15 protein-coding genes are annotated in these 21,809 nt (G+C 41.7%); 12 read left to right on the forward strand and 3 right to left on the reverse strand.

Going from position 1 to position 21,809, the window contains the following annotated elements; all coding sequences use genetic code 11:
- Positions 1 to 558 precede the first annotated feature (558 nt).
- The 9 genes from ACINWC323_RS12160 to ACINWC323_RS12120 all read left to right on the forward strand — a co-directional run bounded on the left by ACINWC323_RS12160 (position 559) and on the right by ACINWC323_RS12120 (position 13,823).
- Entirely contained in the window at positions 559 to 3,399 is a 2,841-nt protein-coding gene (locus tag ACINWC323_RS12160; protein ID WP_009510952.1) for a 2-oxoglutarate dehydrogenase E1 component, read from the forward strand.
- A complete protein-coding gene (odhB, locus tag ACINWC323_RS12155) occupies positions 3,399 to 4,589 on the forward strand; it encodes a 2-oxoglutarate dehydrogenase complex dihydrolipoyllysine-residue succinyltransferase (protein WP_005227096.1) in 1,191 nt (396 codons plus the stop codon). The genes ACINWC323_RS12160 and odhB overlap by 1 nt, the downstream gene beginning before the upstream one ends.
- 131 nt (positions 4,590 to 4,720) lie before the next feature.
- The gene (gene lpdA, locus ACINWC323_RS12150) at positions 4,721 to 6,154 is read left to right on the forward strand and encodes a dihydrolipoyl dehydrogenase (RefSeq protein WP_004652192.1); all 1,434 of its coding nucleotides are present in this window, start codon (positions 4,721 to 4,723) and stop codon (positions 6,152 to 6,154) included.
- 135 nt (positions 6,155 to 6,289) lie between these two features.
- Positions 6,290 to 7,456: an ADP-forming succinate--CoA ligase subunit beta gene (gene sucC, locus ACINWC323_RS12145; RefSeq protein WP_005227098.1), complete on the forward strand. Its 1,167-nt coding sequence runs from the start codon at positions 6,290 to 6,292 to the stop codon at positions 7,454 to 7,456.
- 12 nt (positions 7,457 to 7,468) lie between these two features.
- Positions 7,469 to 8,359 (forward strand): succinate--CoA ligase subunit alpha, encoded by an 891-nt coding sequence (sucD, locus tag ACINWC323_RS12140; RefSeq protein WP_003655479.1) that lies wholly within the window; start codon positions 7,469 to 7,471, stop codon positions 8,357 to 8,359.
- Between the two features lie 524 nt (positions 8,360 to 8,883).
- Entirely contained in the window at positions 8,884 to 9,438 is a 555-nt protein-coding gene (locus tag ACINWC323_RS12135; protein ID WP_009510823.1) for a fimbrial protein, read from the forward strand.
- Between the two features lie 40 nt (positions 9,439 to 9,478).
- Positions 9,479 to 10,207, forward strand: coding sequence for a fimbrial biogenesis chaperone (locus ACINWC323_RS12130; RefSeq protein WP_009511278.1), 729 nt, complete (start codon positions 9,479 to 9,481; stop codon positions 10,205 to 10,207).
- On the forward strand, positions 10,208 to 12,763 hold the full coding sequence (locus ACINWC323_RS12125; protein WP_009511382.1) for a fimbria/pilus outer membrane usher protein: 2,556 nt from the start codon (positions 10,208 to 10,210) through the stop codon (positions 12,761 to 12,763). It abuts the gene before it with no gap.
- Between the two features lies 1 nt (position 12,764).
- The gene (locus tag ACINWC323_RS12120; RefSeq protein WP_009510854.1) at positions 12,765 to 13,823 is read left to right on the forward strand and encodes a fimbrial protein; all 1,059 of its coding nucleotides are present in this window, start codon (positions 12,765 to 12,767) and stop codon (positions 13,821 to 13,823) included.
- 58 nt (positions 13,824 to 13,881) lie between these two features.
- Here ACINWC323_RS12120 and ACINWC323_RS12115 read toward each other — a convergent pair whose 3' ends face one another.
- From ACINWC323_RS12115 to trpS, 3 genes are all read right to left on the reverse strand, one after another.
- The gene (locus ACINWC323_RS12115; protein WP_009511389.1) at positions 13,882 to 15,594 is read right to left on the reverse strand and encodes a flotillin family protein; all 1,713 of its coding nucleotides are present in this window, start codon (positions 15,592 to 15,594) and stop codon (positions 13,882 to 13,884) included.
- Positions 15,595 to 15,624: 30 nt separating this feature from the next.
- On the reverse strand, positions 15,625 to 16,269 hold the full coding sequence (locus tag ACINWC323_RS12110; RefSeq protein ID WP_005288468.1) for a YqiJ family protein: 645 nt from the start codon (positions 16,267 to 16,269) through the stop codon (positions 15,625 to 15,627).
- A gap of 417 nt (positions 16,270 to 16,686) precedes the next feature.
- The gene (gene trpS, locus ACINWC323_RS12105) at positions 16,687 to 17,700 is read right to left on the reverse strand and encodes a tryptophan--tRNA ligase (protein WP_005227112.1); all 1,014 of its coding nucleotides are present in this window, start codon (positions 17,698 to 17,700) and stop codon (positions 16,687 to 16,689) included.
- Between the two features lie 165 nt (positions 17,701 to 17,865).
- Between trpS and ACINWC323_RS12100 the strand changes: the two genes are divergently transcribed.
- The 3 genes from ACINWC323_RS12100 (at position 17,866) to ACINWC323_RS12090 (ending at position 21,504) form a co-directional block, all read left to right on the forward strand.
- A complete protein-coding gene (locus ACINWC323_RS12100) occupies positions 17,866 to 18,789 on the forward strand; it encodes a DUF808 domain-containing protein (protein ID WP_009510795.1) in 924 nt (307 codons plus the stop codon).
- A gap of 37 nt (positions 18,790 to 18,826) precedes the next feature.
- A complete protein-coding gene (gene ypfJ / locus ACINWC323_RS12095) occupies positions 18,827 to 19,717 on the forward strand; it encodes a KPN_02809 family neutral zinc metallopeptidase (protein WP_005227116.1) in 891 nt (296 codons plus the stop codon).
- Between the two features lie 287 nt (positions 19,718 to 20,004).
- Positions 20,005 to 21,504: a cation:proton antiporter gene (locus ACINWC323_RS12090; protein ID WP_005288466.1), complete on the forward strand. Its 1,500-nt coding sequence runs from the start codon at positions 20,005 to 20,007 to the stop codon at positions 21,502 to 21,504.
- Positions 21,505 to 21,809: the final 305 nt, after the last annotated feature.

Raw genomic sequence — 21,809 nt, forward strand, 5'->3', positions numbered from 1 at the left:
TGATTTATTTTTAATCAAACTGGATGCGCTTTGTGCAATATTTGTAGAGAATGTTTATTTTTGATCGATTGGAGTGCAACTTTTATCAAAAGGGCGGTATATTAGAATATAATTTGATATGTGTATTTCGCTGCTTTATAGGTGGTATGTGTCAAAAAAATCAATCCAAGCTTGAGAACATGTTAGGATTTCTGCCACAACTGGAATCAAAAAATAAGCAGATTCTTGGGCTTATGAATTAAGAAAGCCTTCAAGATTTGTACAGGTTTTAGTGAGAAAGTCAATTTAGAAAAGTTAAAAATTTAGTTAATTTTTCTAAAATGATTTGCAAAAAATTGCTCGATTTCATCGAGTATGAAGAATGAGTTATGTGCCTTGAATTGAAGGTGCATGGCTCATTTGTTACATCACAGGGATTACTCCTGATGTGTAGTAATAATGTCTCAGGGTTGGATTACCTTGGGTAGTAGTGTCGTGTTACCAATTTGGCACTATGAATCATGGGTGTGCTTAAAAGGCAGCCTGTATTATTTTTTGCAATAGGAAATGGGTCCAAAAATGCAAGAAGTTGCTGACGCATTGCGTCTTGACACTGAACTTTCCGCTGATAGTGCAGCGTATATTGAAGAGCTATACGAACAGTACCTAACTTCTCCAACCTCAGTGTCAGAGGATTGGCGTGAATATTTCGATAAATACCCTAAAGGTGATCAACCACACGGCAGTGTGCGCGAGCAATTCCTCCTTCTGGGCCGTAATGCAAGCCGAGTTCAACCTGTTGTTCAAAGCACTGTAAGTACAGAACATGAGCGTCGTCAAATTGGTGTATTACAACTCATCGCTGCTTACCGTAACCGTGGTCATCAAAAAGCTAAACTCGATCCATTAGGTCTTGCGAAACGCGAAGACGTTCCTGACCTCGATTTATCTGCTCACGGTTTAACCAAATCTGATCTTGATACTGTATTTAATACAGGCAACCTCGCCATTGGAAAAGCAGAAGCAACCTTGTCTGAAATGGTTGAAGCCATGGAAGCAACGTACTGCGGTTCAATTGGTGCAGAATATATGCATATCGTTGACACTAAAGAAAAGCGTTGGATTCAACAGCGTTTGGAAAGTGTTCGCGGCAAATTCAACTATACCAATGATCAGAAAAAAGGTTTCCTGGAGCGTTTAACTGCTGCTGAAGGCCTGGAAAAGTATCTCGGTAATAAATTCGTTGGTGCGAAACGTTTTGGTGTGGAAGGCGGTGAGTCTTTTATTCCAATGATGAACGAAATCATTCAACGTGCTGGTAGTGTCGGTTGTAAAGAAGTTGTGATTGGTATGCCACACCGTGGTCGTCTCAACCTGCTTGTTAACATCATGGGTAAAAACCCGGCTGATCTTTTCGGTGAGTTCGAAGGTAAGAGCCTGCATAAAAAAGGTTCAGGTGATGTGAAGTATCATCAAGGCTTCTCTTCAAACGTCATGACACCAGGCGGCGAAGTTCACTTGGCATTGGCGTTTAACCCATCGCACTTGGAAATCGTTGGTCCAGTGGTTGAAGGTTCGGTTCGTGCGCGTCAAGTACGTCGTAAAGACATTGGCGGTGATGACGTTCTTCCTGTTATCGTTCATGGTGATGCTGCGTTTGCAGGTCAAGGTGTGAACCAGGAAACCTTCCAGATGTCACAAACCCGTGGTTACACAGTGGGCGGTACAGTCCATATCGTGATCAATAACCAAGTGGGCTTCACGACTTCTGATCCACGTGATACACGTTCTACCGAATACTGTACTGACGTTGCGAAAATGATTCAGTCACCGATTTTCCATGTAAACGGTGATGATCCTGAAGCGGTTATTTTTGCCACTCAAATTGCACATGACTTCCGTCATGAATTCCGTAAAGATGTCATTCTGGACTTGTTCTGCTACCGTCGTCGCGGTCACAACGAGGCGGATGAGCCATCTGCAACACAACCATTGATGTATCAAGTCATCAGCAAGAAAGCAACGACACGTACGTTGTATGCTGATCAGCTGGTTCAGGAAAAAATTCTTGACCGTGCAAGTGCTGATGCCATGGTTGAAGGCTACCGTTCTGATCTGGAAGCGGGTAACCACGTTGCCAATGCACTGGTTCGCGAGCCGAACAAAAAAATGTTTGTGGATTGGACGCCATACTTGGGCCATGAATACACAGACATCTGGGATACAACATTCAGCATCGACCGTTTGAAAGAGCTTGGTCAGAAGATGAATACATTGCCAGAAGGTTTTGTATTGCAACGCCAAGTTCAAAAAGTCATCGATGACCGTGCGAAAATGCAAACAGGTGAAATGCCACTGAACTGGGGTGCGGCTGAAACTTTAGCCTATGCATCTTTGCTTGATGATGGTTTCCTGGTACGTATCACTGGTGAAGACGTAGGTCGTGGTACATTCTCGCACCGTCATGCGAAATTGCACAACCAAGTTGATGGTTCAGTTTATATTCCGCTTTGCCACATCAAAGAGAATCAGCCACGTACTGCGGTTTATGACTCTTTATTGTCTGAAGAAGCTGTACTGGCATTTGAATACGGTTACTCAACTACTTTGCCGAAAAGCTTGATCGTTTGGGAAGCGCAGTTCGGTGACTTCGCAAACTGTGCGCAAGTTGTAATTGACCAGTTTATCGCTTCGGGTGAAACCAAGTGGGAGCGTGTTTGTGGTCTGACCATGTTGTTGCCACACGGTTATGAAGGTCAAGGTCCAGAGCATTCATCTGCACGTTTAGAGCGTTTCTTGCAGCTTTGTGCTGAAGACAACATGCAAGTGATGACCCCAACGACTCCTGCGCAAATTTTCCATGCGTTACGTCGTCAGGCAGTTCGTCCGATTCGTAAGCCAATGATTGTAATGTCACCAAAATCATTACTACGTCATAAACTTGCGACTTCAACACTTGATGAATTGGCAAACGGTTCATTCCAAACCGTGATCGATGAAATTGATCAAATCAATAAAGCAGACGTAACTCGCTTAGTGCTTTGTGGTGGTAAGGTTTATTACGACTTGCTTGAAAAACGTCGTGAACTTGGTCTTAACCATGTTGCGATCGTTCGTATCGAACAATTGTATCCATACCCAGAACAACGCTTGGCTGAAGTTATGGCTGAGTATCCAAACATTCAAGAACTTGTTTGGGCACAAGAAGAGCCGAAGAACCAAGGCGCTTGGTTATTCATCGTTCCTCGCTTGTATGAAGACGTTCTTAAATCTGGTAAACAAATCCGTATTAGCTATGCTGGTCGTGAAGCATCTGCCGCACCTGCTTGTGGCTCGCCATACTTGCATGCAAAACAACAAGCTCAGCTCATCAATGACGCACTTGCTATTGAAGTTGAACAATCAGGAGATTCTAAATAATGGCAACCGAAATTAAAGCACCGGTATTTCCAGAGTCAGTTGCTGACGGTACGATCGCAACTTGGCACAAGAAAGTAGGTGAACCTGTATCACGTGATGAAGTGATCTGTGACATTGAAACCGATAAAGTTGTTTTAGAAGTGGTTGCTCCAGCTGATGGTAGCCTTGTTGCAATCATCAAAGATGAAGGCGATACCGTTCTTTCTGACGAAGTGATTGCTCAATTCGAAGCTGGTGCTGTTTCTGCGGCTGCTCCTGAAGCTGCTGCACCAGCAGAAGCGGCGCCTGCTGCATCTGCACCTGCGGCTGCTGCATCAACTCAACCGGTTGATCAAAACCAGGCACCTGCAGTACGTAAAGCATTGTCTGAAACCGGTATCAATGCTGCTGACGTTCAAGGTACAGGCCGTGGTGGTCGCATCACTAAAGAAGATGTTGCGAACCATAAGCCAGCTGCATCAGTTCAACCATTAAGCGTTGCTGTAGGCGAGCGTATCGAGAAACGTGTTCCAATGACACGTTTACGTAAGCGTGTTGCTGAACGTTTATTGGCGGCTACACAACAAACTGCAATGTTAACTACGTTCAACGAAGTGAACATGAAGCCAATCATGGAAATGCGTAAGCAATATAAAGATGCTTTCGAAAAACGTCATGGTGCTCGTTTAGGCTTTATGTCTTTCTTCGTTAAAGCGGCAACTGAAGCATTAAAACGCTACCCAGCTGTAAACGCATCTATTGATGGCGACGATATCGTTTATCACGGTTTCTATGACATCGGTGTAGCTGTTTCTTCTGACCGTGGTCTGGTTGTTCCTGTACTTCGTGATACTGACCGTATGAACTATGCAGAAGTTGAAAACGGTATCCGTGACTATGCATTTAAAGCACGTGACGGTAAGTTAGGCATCGAAGACATGACTGGTGGTACGTTCACAATCACCAACGGCGGTACTTTCGGTTCATTGCTTTCAACACCTATTTTAAACCAGCCACAAACTGCAATCTTGGGTATGCATAAAATCCAAGAGCGTCCTATGGCGGTGAATGGTCAAGTTGAAATCTTGCCAATGATGTATTTAGCACTTTCTTATGACCACCGTTTAATCGATGGTAAAGAAGCGGTAGGTTTCTTGGTAACAATCAAAGAATTGTTAGAAGAGCCAGCTAAACTCATTCTTGACCTATAATTTTTTATTTAAAAATCCCCCTAAGTCCCTCTTGAATTACAAGAGGGACTTTCACAAGTCTGATTAGTTTCTGGGTTTGTGAAATTTCTTCTCTGATAAAAGAAGATAGGGGAGATTCATTGGAGATAAAGATGTCTCAACAGTTTGATCTTGTTGTTATTGGCGGTGGACCTGGTGGTTATGAAGCGGCAATTCGTGCAGCTCAACTTGGTTTCAAAGTTGCTTGTATCGAAAAACGTATTCACAACGGTAAGCCATCTTTAGGTGGTACCTGTTTAAACGTGGGTTGTATCCCTTCTAAAGCATTGCTTGACTCTTCTCACCGTTACGAAGCAACTGTTCACGAACTTGCTGAACACGGTATTACCACGGGTGAAGTTAAATTTGATTTAGACACTTTGTTGGCACGTAAAGACAAAGTTGTAGATCAATTGACCGGTGGTGTTGCTCAATTACTGAAAGGTAATGGTATCGAGTGGTTACAAGGTACGGGTAAATTACTTGCAGGTAAAAAAGTAGAATTCACACCGTTTGAAGGTGATGTACAGGTTTTAGAACCGAAGTACGTGATCCTTGCAACGGGTTCTGTACCTGTCAATATTCCAGTTGCTCCTGTTGATGAAGACTTGATTGTTGACTCTACTGGTGCATTAAAATTCCCAGAAGTTCCTAAGCGTCTTGGTGTGATCGGTGCAGGTGTGATCGGTCTAGAGCTTGGTTCAGTATGGCGTCGTCTTGGTTCAGAAGTTGTTGTGTTTGAAGCATTAGATGCTTTCTTACCAATGGCAGACAAAGCATTGGCGAAGGAATATCAAAAAATCTTGAAAAAACAAGGTTTAGATATCCGTATCGGTGCAAAAGTTTCTGGTGCTGAAACCAATGGTCGCGAAGTAACGGTTAAATATAACCAAGCTGGTGAAGACAAAGAACAAGTTTTTGACAAGTTAATCGTTTGTGTAGGCCGTAAAGCATATGCAGAAGGTTTATTGGCAGAAGATTCTGGCATTAAACTCACTGAACGTGGTTTGGTTGATGTCAATGATCAGTGCCAAACATCTGTTGAAGGTGTTTATGCGATTGGTGACTTGGTACGCGGTCCAATGCTTGCACATAAAGCAATGGAAGAAGGCGTAATGGCAGTTGAACGTATCCACGGTCATGCTGCTCAAGTGAACTACGACACCATCATCAGCGTGATCTATACGCATCCAGAAGCAGCTTGGGTCGGTTTAACTGAAGAACAAGCCGCTGAAAAAGGTCATGAAGTTAAAGCTGGTCAATTCCCGTTTGCGGTGAATGGTCGTGCATTGGCTGCTGGTGATACTGCTGGTTTTGTGAAGTTCGTTGCTGATGCGAAAACAGATCGTCTTTTAGGTATGCACGTTGTGGGTCCTAATGCATCTGACATCGTACACCAAGGTATGATCGCGCTTGAATTCGTTTCTTCGGTTGAAGACTTGCAATTGATGACTTTCGGTCACCCAACTTTCTCTGAAGTTGTACATGAAGCAGCGCTTTCTGTTGACGGTCGTGCAATCCACGCGATTCAACGCAAGCGTAAATAAAACATAAAGTGTGGTTTGCCACACTTTTTTGAATGATGATGATTGTCTGGTTCAGGCAATCATTTATTCAATATGTAGCAGCCTGATTTTAAGAAGATCTGGCTGTATCACACAAACAACATAGTAGGTAACTAAATGAACTTACATGAGTATCAAGCTAAAGCATTATTGAAAGAATATGGCATGCCAGTACAAGAAGGTATCTTGGCAACAAATGCAGACGAAGCAGTTGCTGCATTTGAACAGCTTGGTGGTAAATTCGCGGTAATGAAAGCGCAAGTTCATGCTGGTGGTCGTGGTAAGGCTGGCGGCGTTAAAGTTGCAAAATCTAAAGAAGATGTTATCGAATTTGCTAACAACATCATTGGTACTCGTCTTGTAACGTATCAAACTGATGCAAATGGTCAACCAGTAAACAGCATTATCGTTGCTGAAGACGTTTACCCAGTTGAGCGTGAGCTTTACTTGGGCGCGGTTGTAGACCGTTCTAGCCGTCGTATTACTTTCATGGCTTCTACCGAAGGTGGTGTAGAAATCGAGAAAGTTGCGGAAGAAACTCCTGAAAAAATTATCAAAGTTGAAGTTGATCCTTTAGTTGGCTTACAACCATTCCAAGCACGTGAAGTTGCATTTGCTTTAGGTTTGAAAGACAAGCAAGTGAGCCAATTTGTAAAAATTATGGGCGCTGCTTACCAAGCATTTGTAGAAAATGACTTTGCATTATTTGAAATTAACCCACTTTCAGTTCGTGAAAATGGCGATATTTTATGTGTAGATGCCAAAGTTGGTATCGACTCTAACGCGCTTTACCGTTTACCTAAAGTTGCTGCTTTACGTGACAAAACTCAAGAAAACGAGCGTGAATTAAAAGCATCTGAATTTGATCTTAACTATGTTGCTTTAGAAGGTAACATCGGTTGTATGGTGAACGGTGCTGGTCTTGCAATGGCAACAATGGACATCATTAAACTTTATGGTGGTCAGCCTGCAAACTTCCTTGACGTTGGTGGCGGTGCAACCAAAGAGCGCGTAATCGAAGCGTTCAAAATCATCCTTGCTGATACTTCTGTACAAGGTGTTTTAATCAACATCTTCGGTGGTATCGTACGTTGTGACATGATTGCTGAAGCAATTATTGCAGCGGTTCAAGAAGTAAACGTAACTGTTCCAGTTGTTGTTCGTTTAGAAGGTAACAACGCTGAGTTAGGTGCTAAATTACTTGATGAATCTGGTTTGAAATTAATTTCTGCGAACGGTTTATCTGATGCCGCAGAAAAAGTTGTAGCTGCAGTTAAAGCGTAAGGAGTATCAATCATGAGCGTATTAATTAATAAAGACACTAAAGTATTGGTACAAGGTTTTACTGGTAAAAACGGTACTTTCCACTCTGCACAAGCTTTAGACTACGGTACAAAAGTTGTTGGTGGTGTTACTCCAGGTAAGGGTGGTACAACTCACCTTGACCTACCAGTATTCAACACAATGAAAGAAGCGGTACGTGAAACAAATGCTGATGCATCTGTAATCTATGTACCAGCTCCATTCGTTTTAGACTCAATCGTTGAAGCGGTTGATTCAGGTGTTGGCCTGATCGTTGTGATCACTGAAGGTGTTCCAACAATCGACATGCTTAAAGCAAAACGCTACTTGGAAACGAACGGTAACGGTACGCGTTTAGTTGGTCCTAACTGCCCAGGCGTGATCACTCCAGGCGAATGTAAGATCGGTATTATGCCTGGTCACATTCACCAACCAGGTCGTATTGGTATCATTTCACGTTCAGGTACATTGACTTATGAAGCTGTTGCTCAAACAACTAAGCTTGGTTTAGGTCAGTCTACTTGTATCGGTATTGGTGGTGACCCAATCCCAGGTATGAACCAGATCGAAGCACTTCAATTGTTCCAAGACGATCCAGATACTGATGCAATCATCATGATCGGTGAGATCGGTGGTACAGCGGAAGAAGAAGCTGCTGAATTCATCAAATCTAACGTGACTAAGCCTGTAGTCGGGTATATCGCTGGTGTAACTGCACCTAAAGGTAAGCGTATGGGTCACGCTGGTGCGATCATTTCTGGTGGTCAAGGTACTGCTGAAGAGAAATTCGCTGCATTTGAACGCGCGGGAATGGCTTACACGCGTAGCCCAGCTGAGCTTGGTTCTACTATGTTGCAAGTTTTAAAAGAGAAAGGTTTAGCGTAATACGTTAGATTTTAATCTTTAAAAAACCCCAATGGCGACATTGGGGTTTTTTATTGGCTGAAAAAGTTAGGTGGGAGCTATAAATATAAGTGGGTTTGGCTATAAAAACTGATCCTCAATAAAAATTAAAATTTAGCATTGCAGCCGGAATATACACCTAAAACATCAAATGACTGTCTGTTTTTTATGCATTTTAAAAAATTGAATGAGCTGTTTAAATTTCAACAACTTGTACCAAAGTGACAAAAATATTCACCTTCTGACCAAAAAGGAAAAGCATAAAAAACAGGGATTTTAATCTCTGGTATTTTTAAGTTGATGTTTTAAATCATGAAAAAATCAAAACTCGAATTGTTGTGTATTAATCAGTAAAAGTGTGACATAGTTTGCGAATTTTTATTGAAAGTGTTGTTTTTATGTATATTATTGTTTCTGAATTGCATAGCTTTTTTACAAAGATTTTAAACAATTTGGGGTGAAGCTAAGTAATGAAAAATCAATCAAATTTTTATGGATACTCTCAAATGAAAAAATTAAGTTTAGGGCTTGCTCTCCTGGCTATATGCGCAACATCGACAACTTTTGCTGCAACTGGCGTGATTACTTTTACGGGTCAGCTGGTTGCTGGAACCTGTAGTGCCAACGTTGCGGGAAGTGGTAATGCATCTGCCTCTGTAACCTTACCAACGGTTAATACCGCTGCTTTAGGTGCGGCAAATGCAACTGCGGGTACCACTGCATTTAAAATCAATTTAACTGGTACAGGTTGTACAGCATCTGGACCTTCAAGCTCTACCTTAATTGCAACGCCTTACTTCGAATCAGAAGTGGCTAAAGTGAATGCAGCAGGTCGTTTAATTAACACCGGCGCAGCGACAGGTGTTGATGTGCAACTGTTGACCAACAACCAGACCGTGATTGACGTAAATGCACCAGCACCAACCCAGTCAAGCAGTGTAGGGGTGTCTGCTGGTACAAACAGCAATGACTTCAACTATTTCGCACGTTATTTCGCGACAGCTGCAACCACTGCCGGTGCAGTAACGTCATCAGTAAGCTACAGCATTATTTATAAATAATTGTTGTTTCATTTTGGTTGGTTCAGGGAAATATAACAATATGCGTATCTCATCGATTGCCTTTGGCATTGCAATGCTCAGTTCGATCTCTACAGCAACATGTGCAGGAGTGACGATTACTGGTACGCGTATTATTTTTCCTTCCAACCAGAATACGGTCACGGTTCAATTGAGCAATCCTGATGATCGTCCTGCATTGATTCAGGCCTGGTTAGACAATGGTGACCCGCATCAGATCCCGGAGGCGGATAAGATCCCGTTTATCTTAACGCCTCCATTAACGCAAATTGCCGCAAATAAAGGACAAATGCTGCGCTTAATTGCGAAAGATACTACGGCTTTGCCTCAGGATAGAGAAAGCTTATATTGGTTTAATATTCTGGATATTCCAGCCGCTGAACAGGTAGAAAGCGCAGAAAAGAATAAATTACAGGTGTCGATTCGTTCACGGATCAAACTGTTTTATCGTCCTGTTAATTTAAAAATCTCACAAGACAAAGCATTTGCAAATATCACCTTTAAATATAATGAAATTAATAAAAGCATCATAGTAAATAATCCATCACCTTATTATATAAATTTTTATAATGTGAGCTTGAATCCGGATAAAGAAAATGTTGTTTATGCTGATCCATTAATGGTTGCGCCTTATTCTACTGAAAGTTTTAAACCTGGAATTCAATTTAAGCCTCAGCATATTAGCTATTTACTGATTAATGATTATGGTGGAAATCAGGCTTATCAAGCCGTCATCAATGGCGCAGAATAAATGAAGCATGCATTCGGATATAGCGTTATTTTTTTATGCATGCAAGCTACTTACGCAGCAGAAAATGAAAATATAAATCAGAAATTGCAAGCGAGAGATGGATCAAATAATCGAATTTATACCTTTGATGCACGTGCATTGTTTGGCGGACGCAATCAGGACATTGATCTAGCTTCATTCCGCCAGACCAATGGCGTTGCTGCGGGTGTGTACTCACTCAATACCAGTATTAATCATCATCGCTCATTGGGTCAGCTTACGCTTAAATTCGATCATTTGAATGCCGAGCTGACGGCGGTGCTATGTATTGATGAGCAATTGTTGAAACGGCTGGATCTACGTCCAGAAGTCTTGGAAAAGCTACCTAAAAAACCATGCTTGACCATTAAAGAACTCAATCCAGATGCCTACTATGATCTGGATATGTCGGCATTAACTCTGGATATTTCTTTACCTTTAGCCATCATTAATCAGCGACCAGAAGGTTATATTGCACCTGAACGATTTGAGCAGGGGGTGACTGCTGCTTATCTCGGTTACGATTTTAATCGTTACACCAGTAAATTGAATCAGCGAGAACAAGTCAGCAGCAATTATCTGAATTTAACCGGTGGATTCAATTTCAGTCGTTTTAACTTTCGTCATGCGGGAAGTTTTGACTCAAATGGAACACAGCTCGGCGGGTATCAATCTTATCTGAATGTATTGTCTACAGATATTCCTGCGCTGAAAGCACGGCTAGAGATGGGTGACTTTAATACCCAGACTTATGCAATTGACTCGGCGCAAATACGCGGCTTACAGCTTGCTTCCGATATTAGTATGTTGCCGATGTCGCAGCGCAGCTATGCACCTTTGATCCGTGGTTTGGCTAACACCAATGCATTGGTTTCTGTGTTTCAGAATGGCCGGAAAATTTACGAACGTACCGTACCTGCAGGTGAATTTGAGTTTAATGATCTCACAGCGGTCAATAATAATGGTGATTTAACTGTTCAGGTCACTGAAAATGGTGGGGAAAAACATAGCTTTATTGTGCCGATGCAAGGGAATATGAACCTTGTTCGAATGGGACAGTTAAACTACAGCATTGCCTCAGGTCAATACAAAATCAACAATAAAACCTCAGAGGATTATCTGGGTCAACTCAGTGCCGAATATGGCCTAAGCAATTATTCCAGCTTATATCTTGGCAGCAATCTCAGTCATGATTTTCAAAGCTATTTATTCGGTTTTGGCCAAAATACAAGGCTGGGCGGACTAAGATTTGATGCGGAAAAAACAAATGCGAGCTTAGCAAAAAATGACTATGCCGGATGGAAATATAAAGCTGCTTATCAATATAGCTATAGTCCGCTGAATACTTTTCTGAACGTTTCAGCACAATATCAAGATCGGGAATACATGACATTAAGTAATACGATGTCTTTACGAAATTTTAATGATTTGAATCAAGCTGAAATCGATAGTCTTTTTCTTACCTATTTATTAAAACAGCAATTTAACATTTCACTTTATCAAAATTTTAAAGAGGGTTTGGGCTCTGTTTATTTAAATGCCACCCAAAATAAATACTGGAATACCAATAAAGACTATGTGCAATATAGTATTAACTATAGTAATCGCTGGAATAGATTGAGCTATTCTATCGGTTATAGTCAAAATAATAATCAGTTAAATGATGCTGGAAAAGAAAATAAGGTTTATCTGAGCTTGTCTTTACCTTTAGAGTGGCGTAAAAAGCAGGCCAATCTGTATTCTAATATACAATATGCAGATAACGTCGGCCATCCAACCACAGCGAATGTGGGTTTCACTGGAACATTAGGGGAAAACAATCAATTCAATTATGGCTTAACCACGACCCAGAACTGGAACAATGGAAAAAATAATTCTGCTGTTTCAGCCAATATCAATTACAGCTTAGCTCAAGTACAACTAGGCGCTGTGACGGGCTGGAGTGATGACCAGACCCAATATGGTTTCAGTGCCAAAGGTGCGGTTGTCGCTCATCCTTATGGAATTACCGCAACCAATAATTTATCGGACACGTTTACCATTGTTCATGCAAAGGGTGCGCATGGCGCTGATGTGATGAATGCCTGGGGCAGTAAAGTTGACTATTGGGGTAATGCAATTTATGCCAATGTTTCTCCTTATGAAGCCAACACCATCCGTTTAGATACCAAGCATTTGCCTCTGGATGTGAATTTAACTGCGAATCAGGCGGAAGTCATTCCACGCCGTTATAGTTCAACCTTGATCAAATTTGATGTCGAGCAAAGCTCAAATATTTTATTAAATGTACAGGTTAAGGGTGAACACCAGCAGATCCCGATCGGGGTGCAGGCAGTGAATCAGGCGGGGCAAGTTGCAGGCATGTTTGGCCAGTCAAATCAGCTATTTATAGAAAAAGCGCAATTATTAAAACAAGATCTCTATGTGCAATGGGGCATGAATGAATCCTATGCTTGCCGTATTGCCGCACCAGAGAAAATGATTCCGCAGAATAAGCAAACGAAACGGATACAGATGATAGATGTGGAGTGTAAATAACATGCAGAACAGATATGCAATTACGCTCTTATGGACTGTTTTAGCGATTGTTTCAGTGCAACAGCTCCATGCAACCGATACAGGCGTGTGTAACTCTACACCATCTCAGCCTTTGGCAAGCAATACCAGCAGTATCACCGGTTCAAACTCTAACTGGACCTTGGCCACCAATTTTGCGACTTCTATTCCTGCTTACTCTTTGGTGAATTGTTCGAATAAGGTTCCTGATAATTTTGCAGACCGAAAAACCTCTTCTTTCACTACGGTGGGCAGTCATGTCAACTTTGATCAGTCGGTGAGTTATGCCGGTACAACCTATTACAAGATCGTTAACAGTAGCAGTCCTTATTTCAATCAATATGGCTATGTGACGTTTCAGGTTCAGGATACCAAGGCGGGGAAGCCAGTCTTAGCTTTAGCCAAAACCATTAGTTTATATAGCAATGCCACAGGCGAGTCCGCCACGCAAGGTGTCAATATTGTCAATTTAAAGTTCTATTTCACTGCGGCCTTGACGGAGAGTACAGCAGCGGTGCAGCTTGATTTAGGCAAGGTCTATCTGGATCTGACCGAAGGAACAAACCGTTATCAGGATAGTCAGTCCGGTTTTATACAATTGACCCTGACCCCGGCGAATACCAAGACCTGCAGTTTAAACAATCCGATTGTGACCTTGCCGACCATTGCCACCAGTGCCTTGTCCAGCACCGGAACCGAAGCAGGGGGGAAAACCCCTTTTTCAATCACGGCGACATGCAGTTCCGGGCTTGCCAGTACTGCACTTTATTTTGCGATGAGTGACAATTCTAATGTTGGCAATAACACCAACGTATTGAACAATAGTAATGCAGCCACCAGTAATGTCGGTATACGGATATATGATGCATCGAATAATAATGCGATAAGCTATAATACTGAATATCTGTTCGGAACGCTGGGATCTGGAGCAAATCCGTCTCTAACTAAAAATTTCTATGCAAAATATTATAAGAAAGATAATGTTGCCGCCGTTGCGGGAAGTGTCAATGCACAAGCCACAGTGACGGTGGTATATAAGTAATCAATTCCATAAAAAAAAAAGAGCCTGCTATAGGCTCTTTTTTTATTTCATATCAGACTTATTCTGCTTTGGGTTTATTCAGACCTTGGGTCAAACCATTGATGTCGCCCCCTTGCAGGCCCAGTTCATTCATCAGGCTATCAATTAATGGAGCTTGTGAACGGTAGCGTAAGGCACTATTTACCACCTGATCCGATAATGAGGTTGAACCGTTTTCAACCGCTTCACCGGAAGTTGCAGAAGCGCCAGCGAAGCCATTTAAACCATTGACTTGCAAGATCTTGATGTCATCAATATTTTCCATCGGTTTGACGCTTTCACGGATAATTTCTGGTAAATGCTTCAATAAGGCCAGACGCACCTGCATTTCAACCTGTTCCGCAGAAAGGGTGTTGGCTGCTTCATTGACTGCACGCGCACCTTCCGCATCGACTTGATATTGTTTCTCTAGGGCTTGAGCCAGCAACACTTTCGCATCTGCTTCACCTTTGGCTTTTAAGCGGATTTTCTCAGCGTCCGCTTCTGCGGCAATACGCACGGCTTCTGCTTCATCGGCAGCGGCTTTTTTACCCGCATCCGCAGCAACGGTAATGGCAATCGCTTCTTTCTCGGCAGTCTGTTTGGCTGCAACCAGTTCAACCGCCTTTTGACGTTCAGCGCGTTGGGTTTCACGGACAGTGACAACTTCTTCTTCTGCTTTTACCGCTTCAGCACGGGCTTTATCCGCCTGCGCCTTAGCTTCTGATTCGGCACGGGATTTTTCAGCAATGGCAATGGCACGATCCTGTTCAGCCAGCTCAATGGTTTTCTTCTGTTCAACCTGCGCTTTCTGGATTAATTGCGCTTTTTGAATATTCTCGTTTTCGACATCACGTGCAGAAGCAATCCGTTTAATTTCCACTTCACGTTCAGCCGCAATACGTGCTTCTTCAGCTTCACGTTTTTTGCCTGCTTCCTGTGAGGCAATCTCAGCCAATTGTTCGGCTTTACGGATGGAAATTTCACGTTCCTGTTCTAGCTTGGCATATTCTTCTTCACGTGAAATGCCAAGACGGGCACGTTCAGCTTCAAGATTTTTGGCACGGATCGCCAAGTCAGCATCTTGCTCAATGTCGTTACGCTTTTTACGGCGGTCTTCAATGGTTTCAGTCAGCTTGGTTAAACCTTCTGCATCGAAGGCATTTTGCGGATTAAAAAATTTAAAGCTGGTTTGATCGAGACCTGTTAAAGACACGGTTTCAAGTTCCAGACCATTCTTGGATAAATCTTCCGAAACAACTTGCTGAACTTTTTGCACAAAGTCGACACGCTTCTCATGCAACTCTTCCATGGCCATTTCAGCGGCCACCGCACGTAGTGAATCGACAAATTTACCTTCAACCAGATCTTTTAACTCTGGTGGAGACATGGTTTTACGGCCTAAGGTCTGGGCCGCGGTTGCAATGGATTCTGCAATCGGTTTAACACGCACATAAAATTCCGCCATGACATCGACACGCATACGGTCACGGGTAATCAATGCCTGATCCGCGGCACGCTTTACTTCTAAGCGTAAGGTATTCATGTTGACCGGGATAATTTCATGTAAAACAGGAAGCACGATAGCGCCTCCATTTAAAATGACTTTTTCACCACCAAAACCGGTACGTACGAAAGAGACTTCTTTGCTGGAACGGGTATAAAGACGCGCGATGACAATACCAATAAAAATCAGTGCGGCAAAAATAACACCTGTAATAATTAGAATTTCAGTCAATGCTGAACTCAACATTTAAACACACTCATGTAATAAATATAAAAACTAAGCAACAATCGCTTGGAAGCCAATTTTGGTTCTTTGCGTTAAAATAACGTCCTGACCTTGATGGAAAACCATATCAAATTCGGGTTCAACCAAGACGTAATGCATCTGGCCAAACTGGTCTTTTACTTTGGCCTGAGCAGGGGAGTTTGGTCTGGCTTCCCCTAAAATAATGTGGGCGGTACGACCAATCAGGTCATCATGCCGAATGGCTGTGGTTTCATCTTTGGGAATAATCTTGGCAATCAGTGCTGCGCTATAACGTACCAGTGGCATTGCCAAAAACAGGCAGGCAGGCGCAATGATCCATGCCGATACATATTGTTCTGTAAACTGGAAAAAAACATCCTGAATAATCAAGCCTGTTAATGCATACAGGGTTAAGAAAATAATTAACCAGATCAGTAACGGGACTTTGCCCAGATAAAGCCATTCTAAAAGCTGGGTAAACAGATTTCCTGACTGTTCCAGTGAAACATCGGCATGGTCAATATCAGTCAGGCTATCAGGAAGAAACTGTTCCAGAAAACTGGAACTACCGCCAAATAACAGCAAGATGAATTCGAGTACACCGATAAATAGACATAGCATTAAGGCAATGCTAAAAATAAGATTAGAAGGATGTGTTAATAAATCCCAGATCATCAGCGTTTCTCTTATTTCTTTTAGAGATAATTAATAAATTTTTTATAAAAATAAAACAGTTATAAGAATAAAACTAATACAGTTGAATTTCAACTTAAATTGTTTAGATTATGACAGGCGAAAAAAAAACGCAATGATTGGGGTTGTCATTGCGTTGAACAACGAATCTGTTTAAAACAGTTTCGGTTGAAAGGAGAAATGTCATGAGATTAGTGTTTGCTAATCTACAACGCAATCTTATTTAAAATCCCGACCAAGTTCATCGGTATTCATGTTAACAACTGTTAATACATGTTAATAAGTGACAAAAAGTGTTAGTTTTATATTTTATCGGGAAGTTCTAAAATCAAACTTAAATCAAACATTTATATTAAAAAAAGCCCGAAATCGGGCTTTTTATGTGAATAAGAACATAAATTAGAATTTAAATAATCCTAAGCCGTCTTTGACTTCATCAAGTGTCTGTTGAGTGATAATCCGGCATTTTTCAGTGCCTTGTTTAAGTACATCCATAATGTAATCCGGATCTTTTTCTAACTCGGCACGACGTTCACGGATTGGTGTAATCAGTTCTTTAAGTACACCTTCCAGACGTTTTTTCACTGTACCATCACCGAGACCACCACGACGATAATGCGCTTTTAATTCTTCCACTTCTTCTTTATTTGGATCAAAAGCATCTAAATAAGTGAATACGATATTGCCTTCAACCTGACCTGGATCTTCAATACGTAAGTGATTCGGATCGGTATACATGGCATTAACAGCTTTCTTGATGTCTTTGTCAGAAGCATTCAGCACAATGGTATTGCCTAATGATTTAGACATTTTTGCTTTACCGTCAAAACCAGGTAAACGTGCCATATTGGATAACAACGCTTTACATTCTGGTAACAGGTCATGACCGATTTGACGGTTAACACGACGAACCACTTCGTTGGTTTGCTCGATCATTGGAATCTGGTCTTCGCCGACAGGAACAACGGTGGCTTTAAATGCCGTGATGTCTGCTGCTTGCGCAATCGGGTAGCACAGGAAGCCCGCTGGAATATCACGCTCAAAACCACGCATCTGGATCTCGGATTTAATGGTCGGGTTACGCTCTAAACGTGCAACAGTCACGTAGTTAAGGTACAGCATGGTCAATTCATTCAGTGCAGGTAAGCAAGATTGCACACAAATTGTGGTTTTGCTTGGGTCAATCCCAACAGCAAGATAGTCGAGTGCCACTTGAAGAATGTTGTTGCGAACTTTATCCGGGTTATCGGCATTGTCTGTCATGGCCTGAGCATCAGCCAATAACAGGTGTTGATGATGACTGTCTTGTAGACCTACACGAGAACGTAATGAACCGACAAAGTGTCCAAGATGAAGTTGTCCAGTCGGACGGTCGCCTGTCAAAATGATTGGACGTTGATCAATATTACTCATGATATGTTCCAAGATTCAGTGATTTAATAAATATAAGATTGATATTATTGTACGGGAAATAATTTTTTTTCGTCAGCGATTGCTGAAACTTTTTCTGAAAAATAATATTGTGAATATACTGAGGGAATCTACAATAGCGACATAAATACAAATGAGGAATTAAAAATGGCGAGTGGTTTATTATTATTACTGGATGATATTGCGACGATTCTGGATGATGTTGCTGTAATGAGCAAAATGGCAGCCAAAAAAACTGCGGGTGTATTGGGCGACGATCTGGCGCTGAATGCACAACAGGTCAGTGGCGTACGTGCAGATCGAGAGCTGCCTGTGGTGTGGAGTGTTGCCAAAGGATCATTTGTTAATAAGTTAATCCTCGTACCATTGGCACTGCTTATCAGTGTGGTTGCGCCGTGGCTGATTAATCCTTTGTTGATGATTGGCGGCTTGTTTCTCTGTTATGAAGGTGTCGAAAAAGTCGTTCATACCTTGAAACATAAAAAAGCCAAAACCAAAGAAGAGGCGAGTGAAGATTTACAACATGTCGAAGTTGATCTGGCCAAGTTTGAAAAGGAAAAAGTCAAAGGGGCGATTCGGACCGACTTTATCTTATCTGCTGAAATTGTGGTGATTTCGTTAGGTACAGTTGCAACAGCAGCGTTTATGACTAAAGTGACAGTATTAAGTATTATTGCAATTGTCATGACGGTCGGGGTGTATGGTCTGGTTGCAATGATCGTTAAAATTGACGATTTAGGTTTATATTTAACCCAGCAGGCTTCTGAGTTTAAAAATAAAATAGGACGTGGTTTACTTGCTTTTGCTCCAGTTTTGATGAAAACACTGTCAATTGTCGGGACAATTGCCATGTTTTTAGTCGGTGGCGGTATTATTTCGCATACCATTCCTTTACTGCATCATTTTACCGAAGAAACCGTTGACCATTTAGAGCTGATTCCAAATGTGGGTTCAATCATTGGCGCATTGACGCCGACTTTGATCAATCTTGGAATTGGTCTGGTGGCGGGCGCAATTGTATTGCTTATTATCAGTCTGATTCAGAAAGTTTGGCCAAAGGCATCAACTTAAGCCTGAATCGTCATCATCAGAATAATGTGAGGTAGTTATGCGTTGGAAAGGTCGTCGAGTCAGTACCAATGTTGAAGACCGTCGTGGTGGTGGCGGAGCTAAAGCAGGTGGTATCAGTATATTGGGTCTGGTGGTGGCTTTTGTGGCCTGGAAGTTCTTTGGTGTCGATCCACAACAAGCCTATCAGGCCACGCAAGCCGTCACGGCACAATCGTCTCAACAGGGCAGTGCACCGCAAAGTTTGACCGCTGAACAAAAAGAAGCCAGTGATTTTGTCGGTACGGTACTGGCAGATACAGAAGACACCTGGACGCCGATTTTCCAGCAATTGGGAATGACTTATAAGCCACCTCGTCTGGTGCTGTTTAGTGGTGTGGTCCGATCAGGTTGCGGGACTGCACAAGCCGCGATGGGACCGTTCTATTGTCCGGCAGATCAAAAGGTCTATATTGATACCTCTTTCTTTAAGGATATGCGTCAACAGATGGGCATCTCTGGTGAGCAGAACCAGACCGAGCTTTCCCGTCAGGATCAGGCCGGGGATTTTGCCCAAGCTTATGTAATTGCACATGAGGTGGGACATCATATCCAGAATCTGTTGGGAATTTCAGATCAGGTACAGCAAGCACGTGCTCAGGCGAGTCAGGCACAGGGCAATCAACTCTCTGTTCGTCTGGAATTACAGGCCGACTGTTTTGCCGGTATCTGGGCGCATCAAAATCAGCAGCGCACCCAATTCCTTGAGCAAGGGGATATTGAAGAAGCGATGGATGCTGCTGAAAAAATTGGTGATGACTATTTGCAGCGTCGTGCCACAGGACAGGTTGTGCCTGATAGTTTTACTCATGGTACCAGTGAACAGCGTATGCAGTGGTTTCAGACCGGTTTGAAATCGGGTGATGTCAACCAATGTAATACTTTTAAGTGATCAGCCCCGGCGGTTTTTTGTCCTTGATTTTTATACGGAAGATATACGAAGCCTAAGCAGAATTAACGTAAAATAACATGTCTATGCTGAGTTGAGGATGATAGGTTTATTACTGTACTGAATCATTTGTAAATAAAATTAAATAATTAGTGAGCCAAACTGCAGCATAGACCTTCATTCTTTATTCAATCATAAAAAACAATAGACTTTTGAATTGCACTTTAGGGTTAATTTTAAAGTTTAAATAAATTGTATGTGTTGAAGATTGAAATAAATAAAGAGGTCATATGGGTAATTTTTTTCTTTTACAAGCATTAACGGTAATTTTTGCATTATCCATTGCCACCACCATTTTTAATAAACGAATACTGGGTTTTCCTCAGGCGATTGGGGTTCCGATTGTTTCTGCGATTTTTGTCTTTATTTTACAGTGGGGCGCAAGCCTGTTAAATGGTAACCAGTTTATTACCATTAATATTCATAATATTGAAGCTGCTGTAAGAAATATTGATTTTTATGATTTTTTAATTAATGGTGTGATTTGTTTCATTTTAACCTCTTCAGCTCTTAAGTTTAAAATTTCAGATTTAAAAAACTACTGGAAACCTATCGGTATTTTAGCCACGATTGCATTGGTGCTATGTGCTGGATTTTATGCAGGTTTATTGTATTTATTTCAATGGCTGGTTGGTTATCCGGTCCCGATTGGCGTTTTATTGTTATTAGGCGCAGCGCTTGGGGCGACAGATCCTATTGGTGTTAAAGGTGTACTCAGTTCAATTCGTGCGCCCCATCATCTCATGGTAAAGCTGGAAGGTGAGTCTTTATTTAATGATGCCATGTGTATTGCCTTATTTATGACTTTATTAAAAGTGCTACAAGGTGAGCATTTTTCATTATTGGCAACCGTCGAAACCTTACTTTATGAAATCTTTGTCGCGGTGATCATTGGTTTTGGATTCGGTTTTGCAATCTTGCGTTTATTACGCGGTAAACACGAGATGGAGTCATTAATCTTAACCACAGCCTTGCTGGCCAGTGGTTCTTATCTGGTCGCATTATTTGCTCATGCATCAGCGCCGATCGCTTGTGTCATTGGCGGTCTGATTGTCGGCAACAAATGGCAAGAGATTCGTGAACAGCGTGAAATACGTGAAGTGAATCACTTCTGGCATACGGTTGAAGGCATTATCAACTCCTTCTTATTTACCCTGATTGGTCTGGAACTCTTTATTCTTGATCTGAGTGCTAACCTGATTATTGGCGGGATTATTGCCTTTATTATCCTGCATCTGTCCCGTTTTGCGGCCAACTTTGCTTCTTTTGCCTTATTCCCATCTTTCCGTAAAAAAAGCTATAACGGCAGTTTAGCGATTCTATCCTGGGGAGGGGTACGTGGTGGTATTTCACTGGCCTTGATCCTGGCTGTGGCCAACATTCCTCAGCTTAGCCCATACAGCAGTATCCTGATTGGTTATACCTTTATCAGTGTGTTGCTATCCGGAGTGGTATGTGGTCTTGGTTTGCCTGCGGTGATGAATGCGTTCTACTACAATCCAAATGAAGAGAAAGAAGGCTTAAAAGGCTTCTATCAACGCATGTGTAACAAGATGAACCGCCGTGGTTTTAAATATATTATTGGTGAGGATGCTTTAGGGCGAGAGACGATTACCATCTATAACCCTGAAATTTTACTGGATCAGAAAACCGAGGACGGGGTCGCCACCATGCATCACCCAAGTAAACGGGAAGAGGTCAAACGCTTGGAAAATCCTGATAATTTTTAATCGTATATTTTTTTCTTTTGTTAAAAAAAGCCTTTTTATAATGAAAAGGCTTTTTTGTTTTTAGTTAACAAAATCGTTAAATGGTGTGTTTAGTTTAATTAAAGTGTGGAAAAAGCTTTTATTTTAATTTAAATAATATATTTAAAAAGTTTGTTTAATTTAATTAAAATACTTTTTAGGAACTCATTATTTCTTTGTAAATTTATTTGTTTAAAAGTGTAATTTTTTTATTTTTTAAAGTAATTTTTATTTTTTTTGTTGTTGTAAAACATGTATTTGTGTAAGTGTTATAATTTATTTCAATG

Origin of the sequence: Acinetobacter sp. WC-323 (assembly GCF_000314615.1) — a bacterium.
In the GTDB taxonomy this organism is placed as follows: domain Bacteria; phylum Pseudomonadota; class Gammaproteobacteria; order Pseudomonadales; family Moraxellaceae; genus Acinetobacter; species Acinetobacter courvalinii.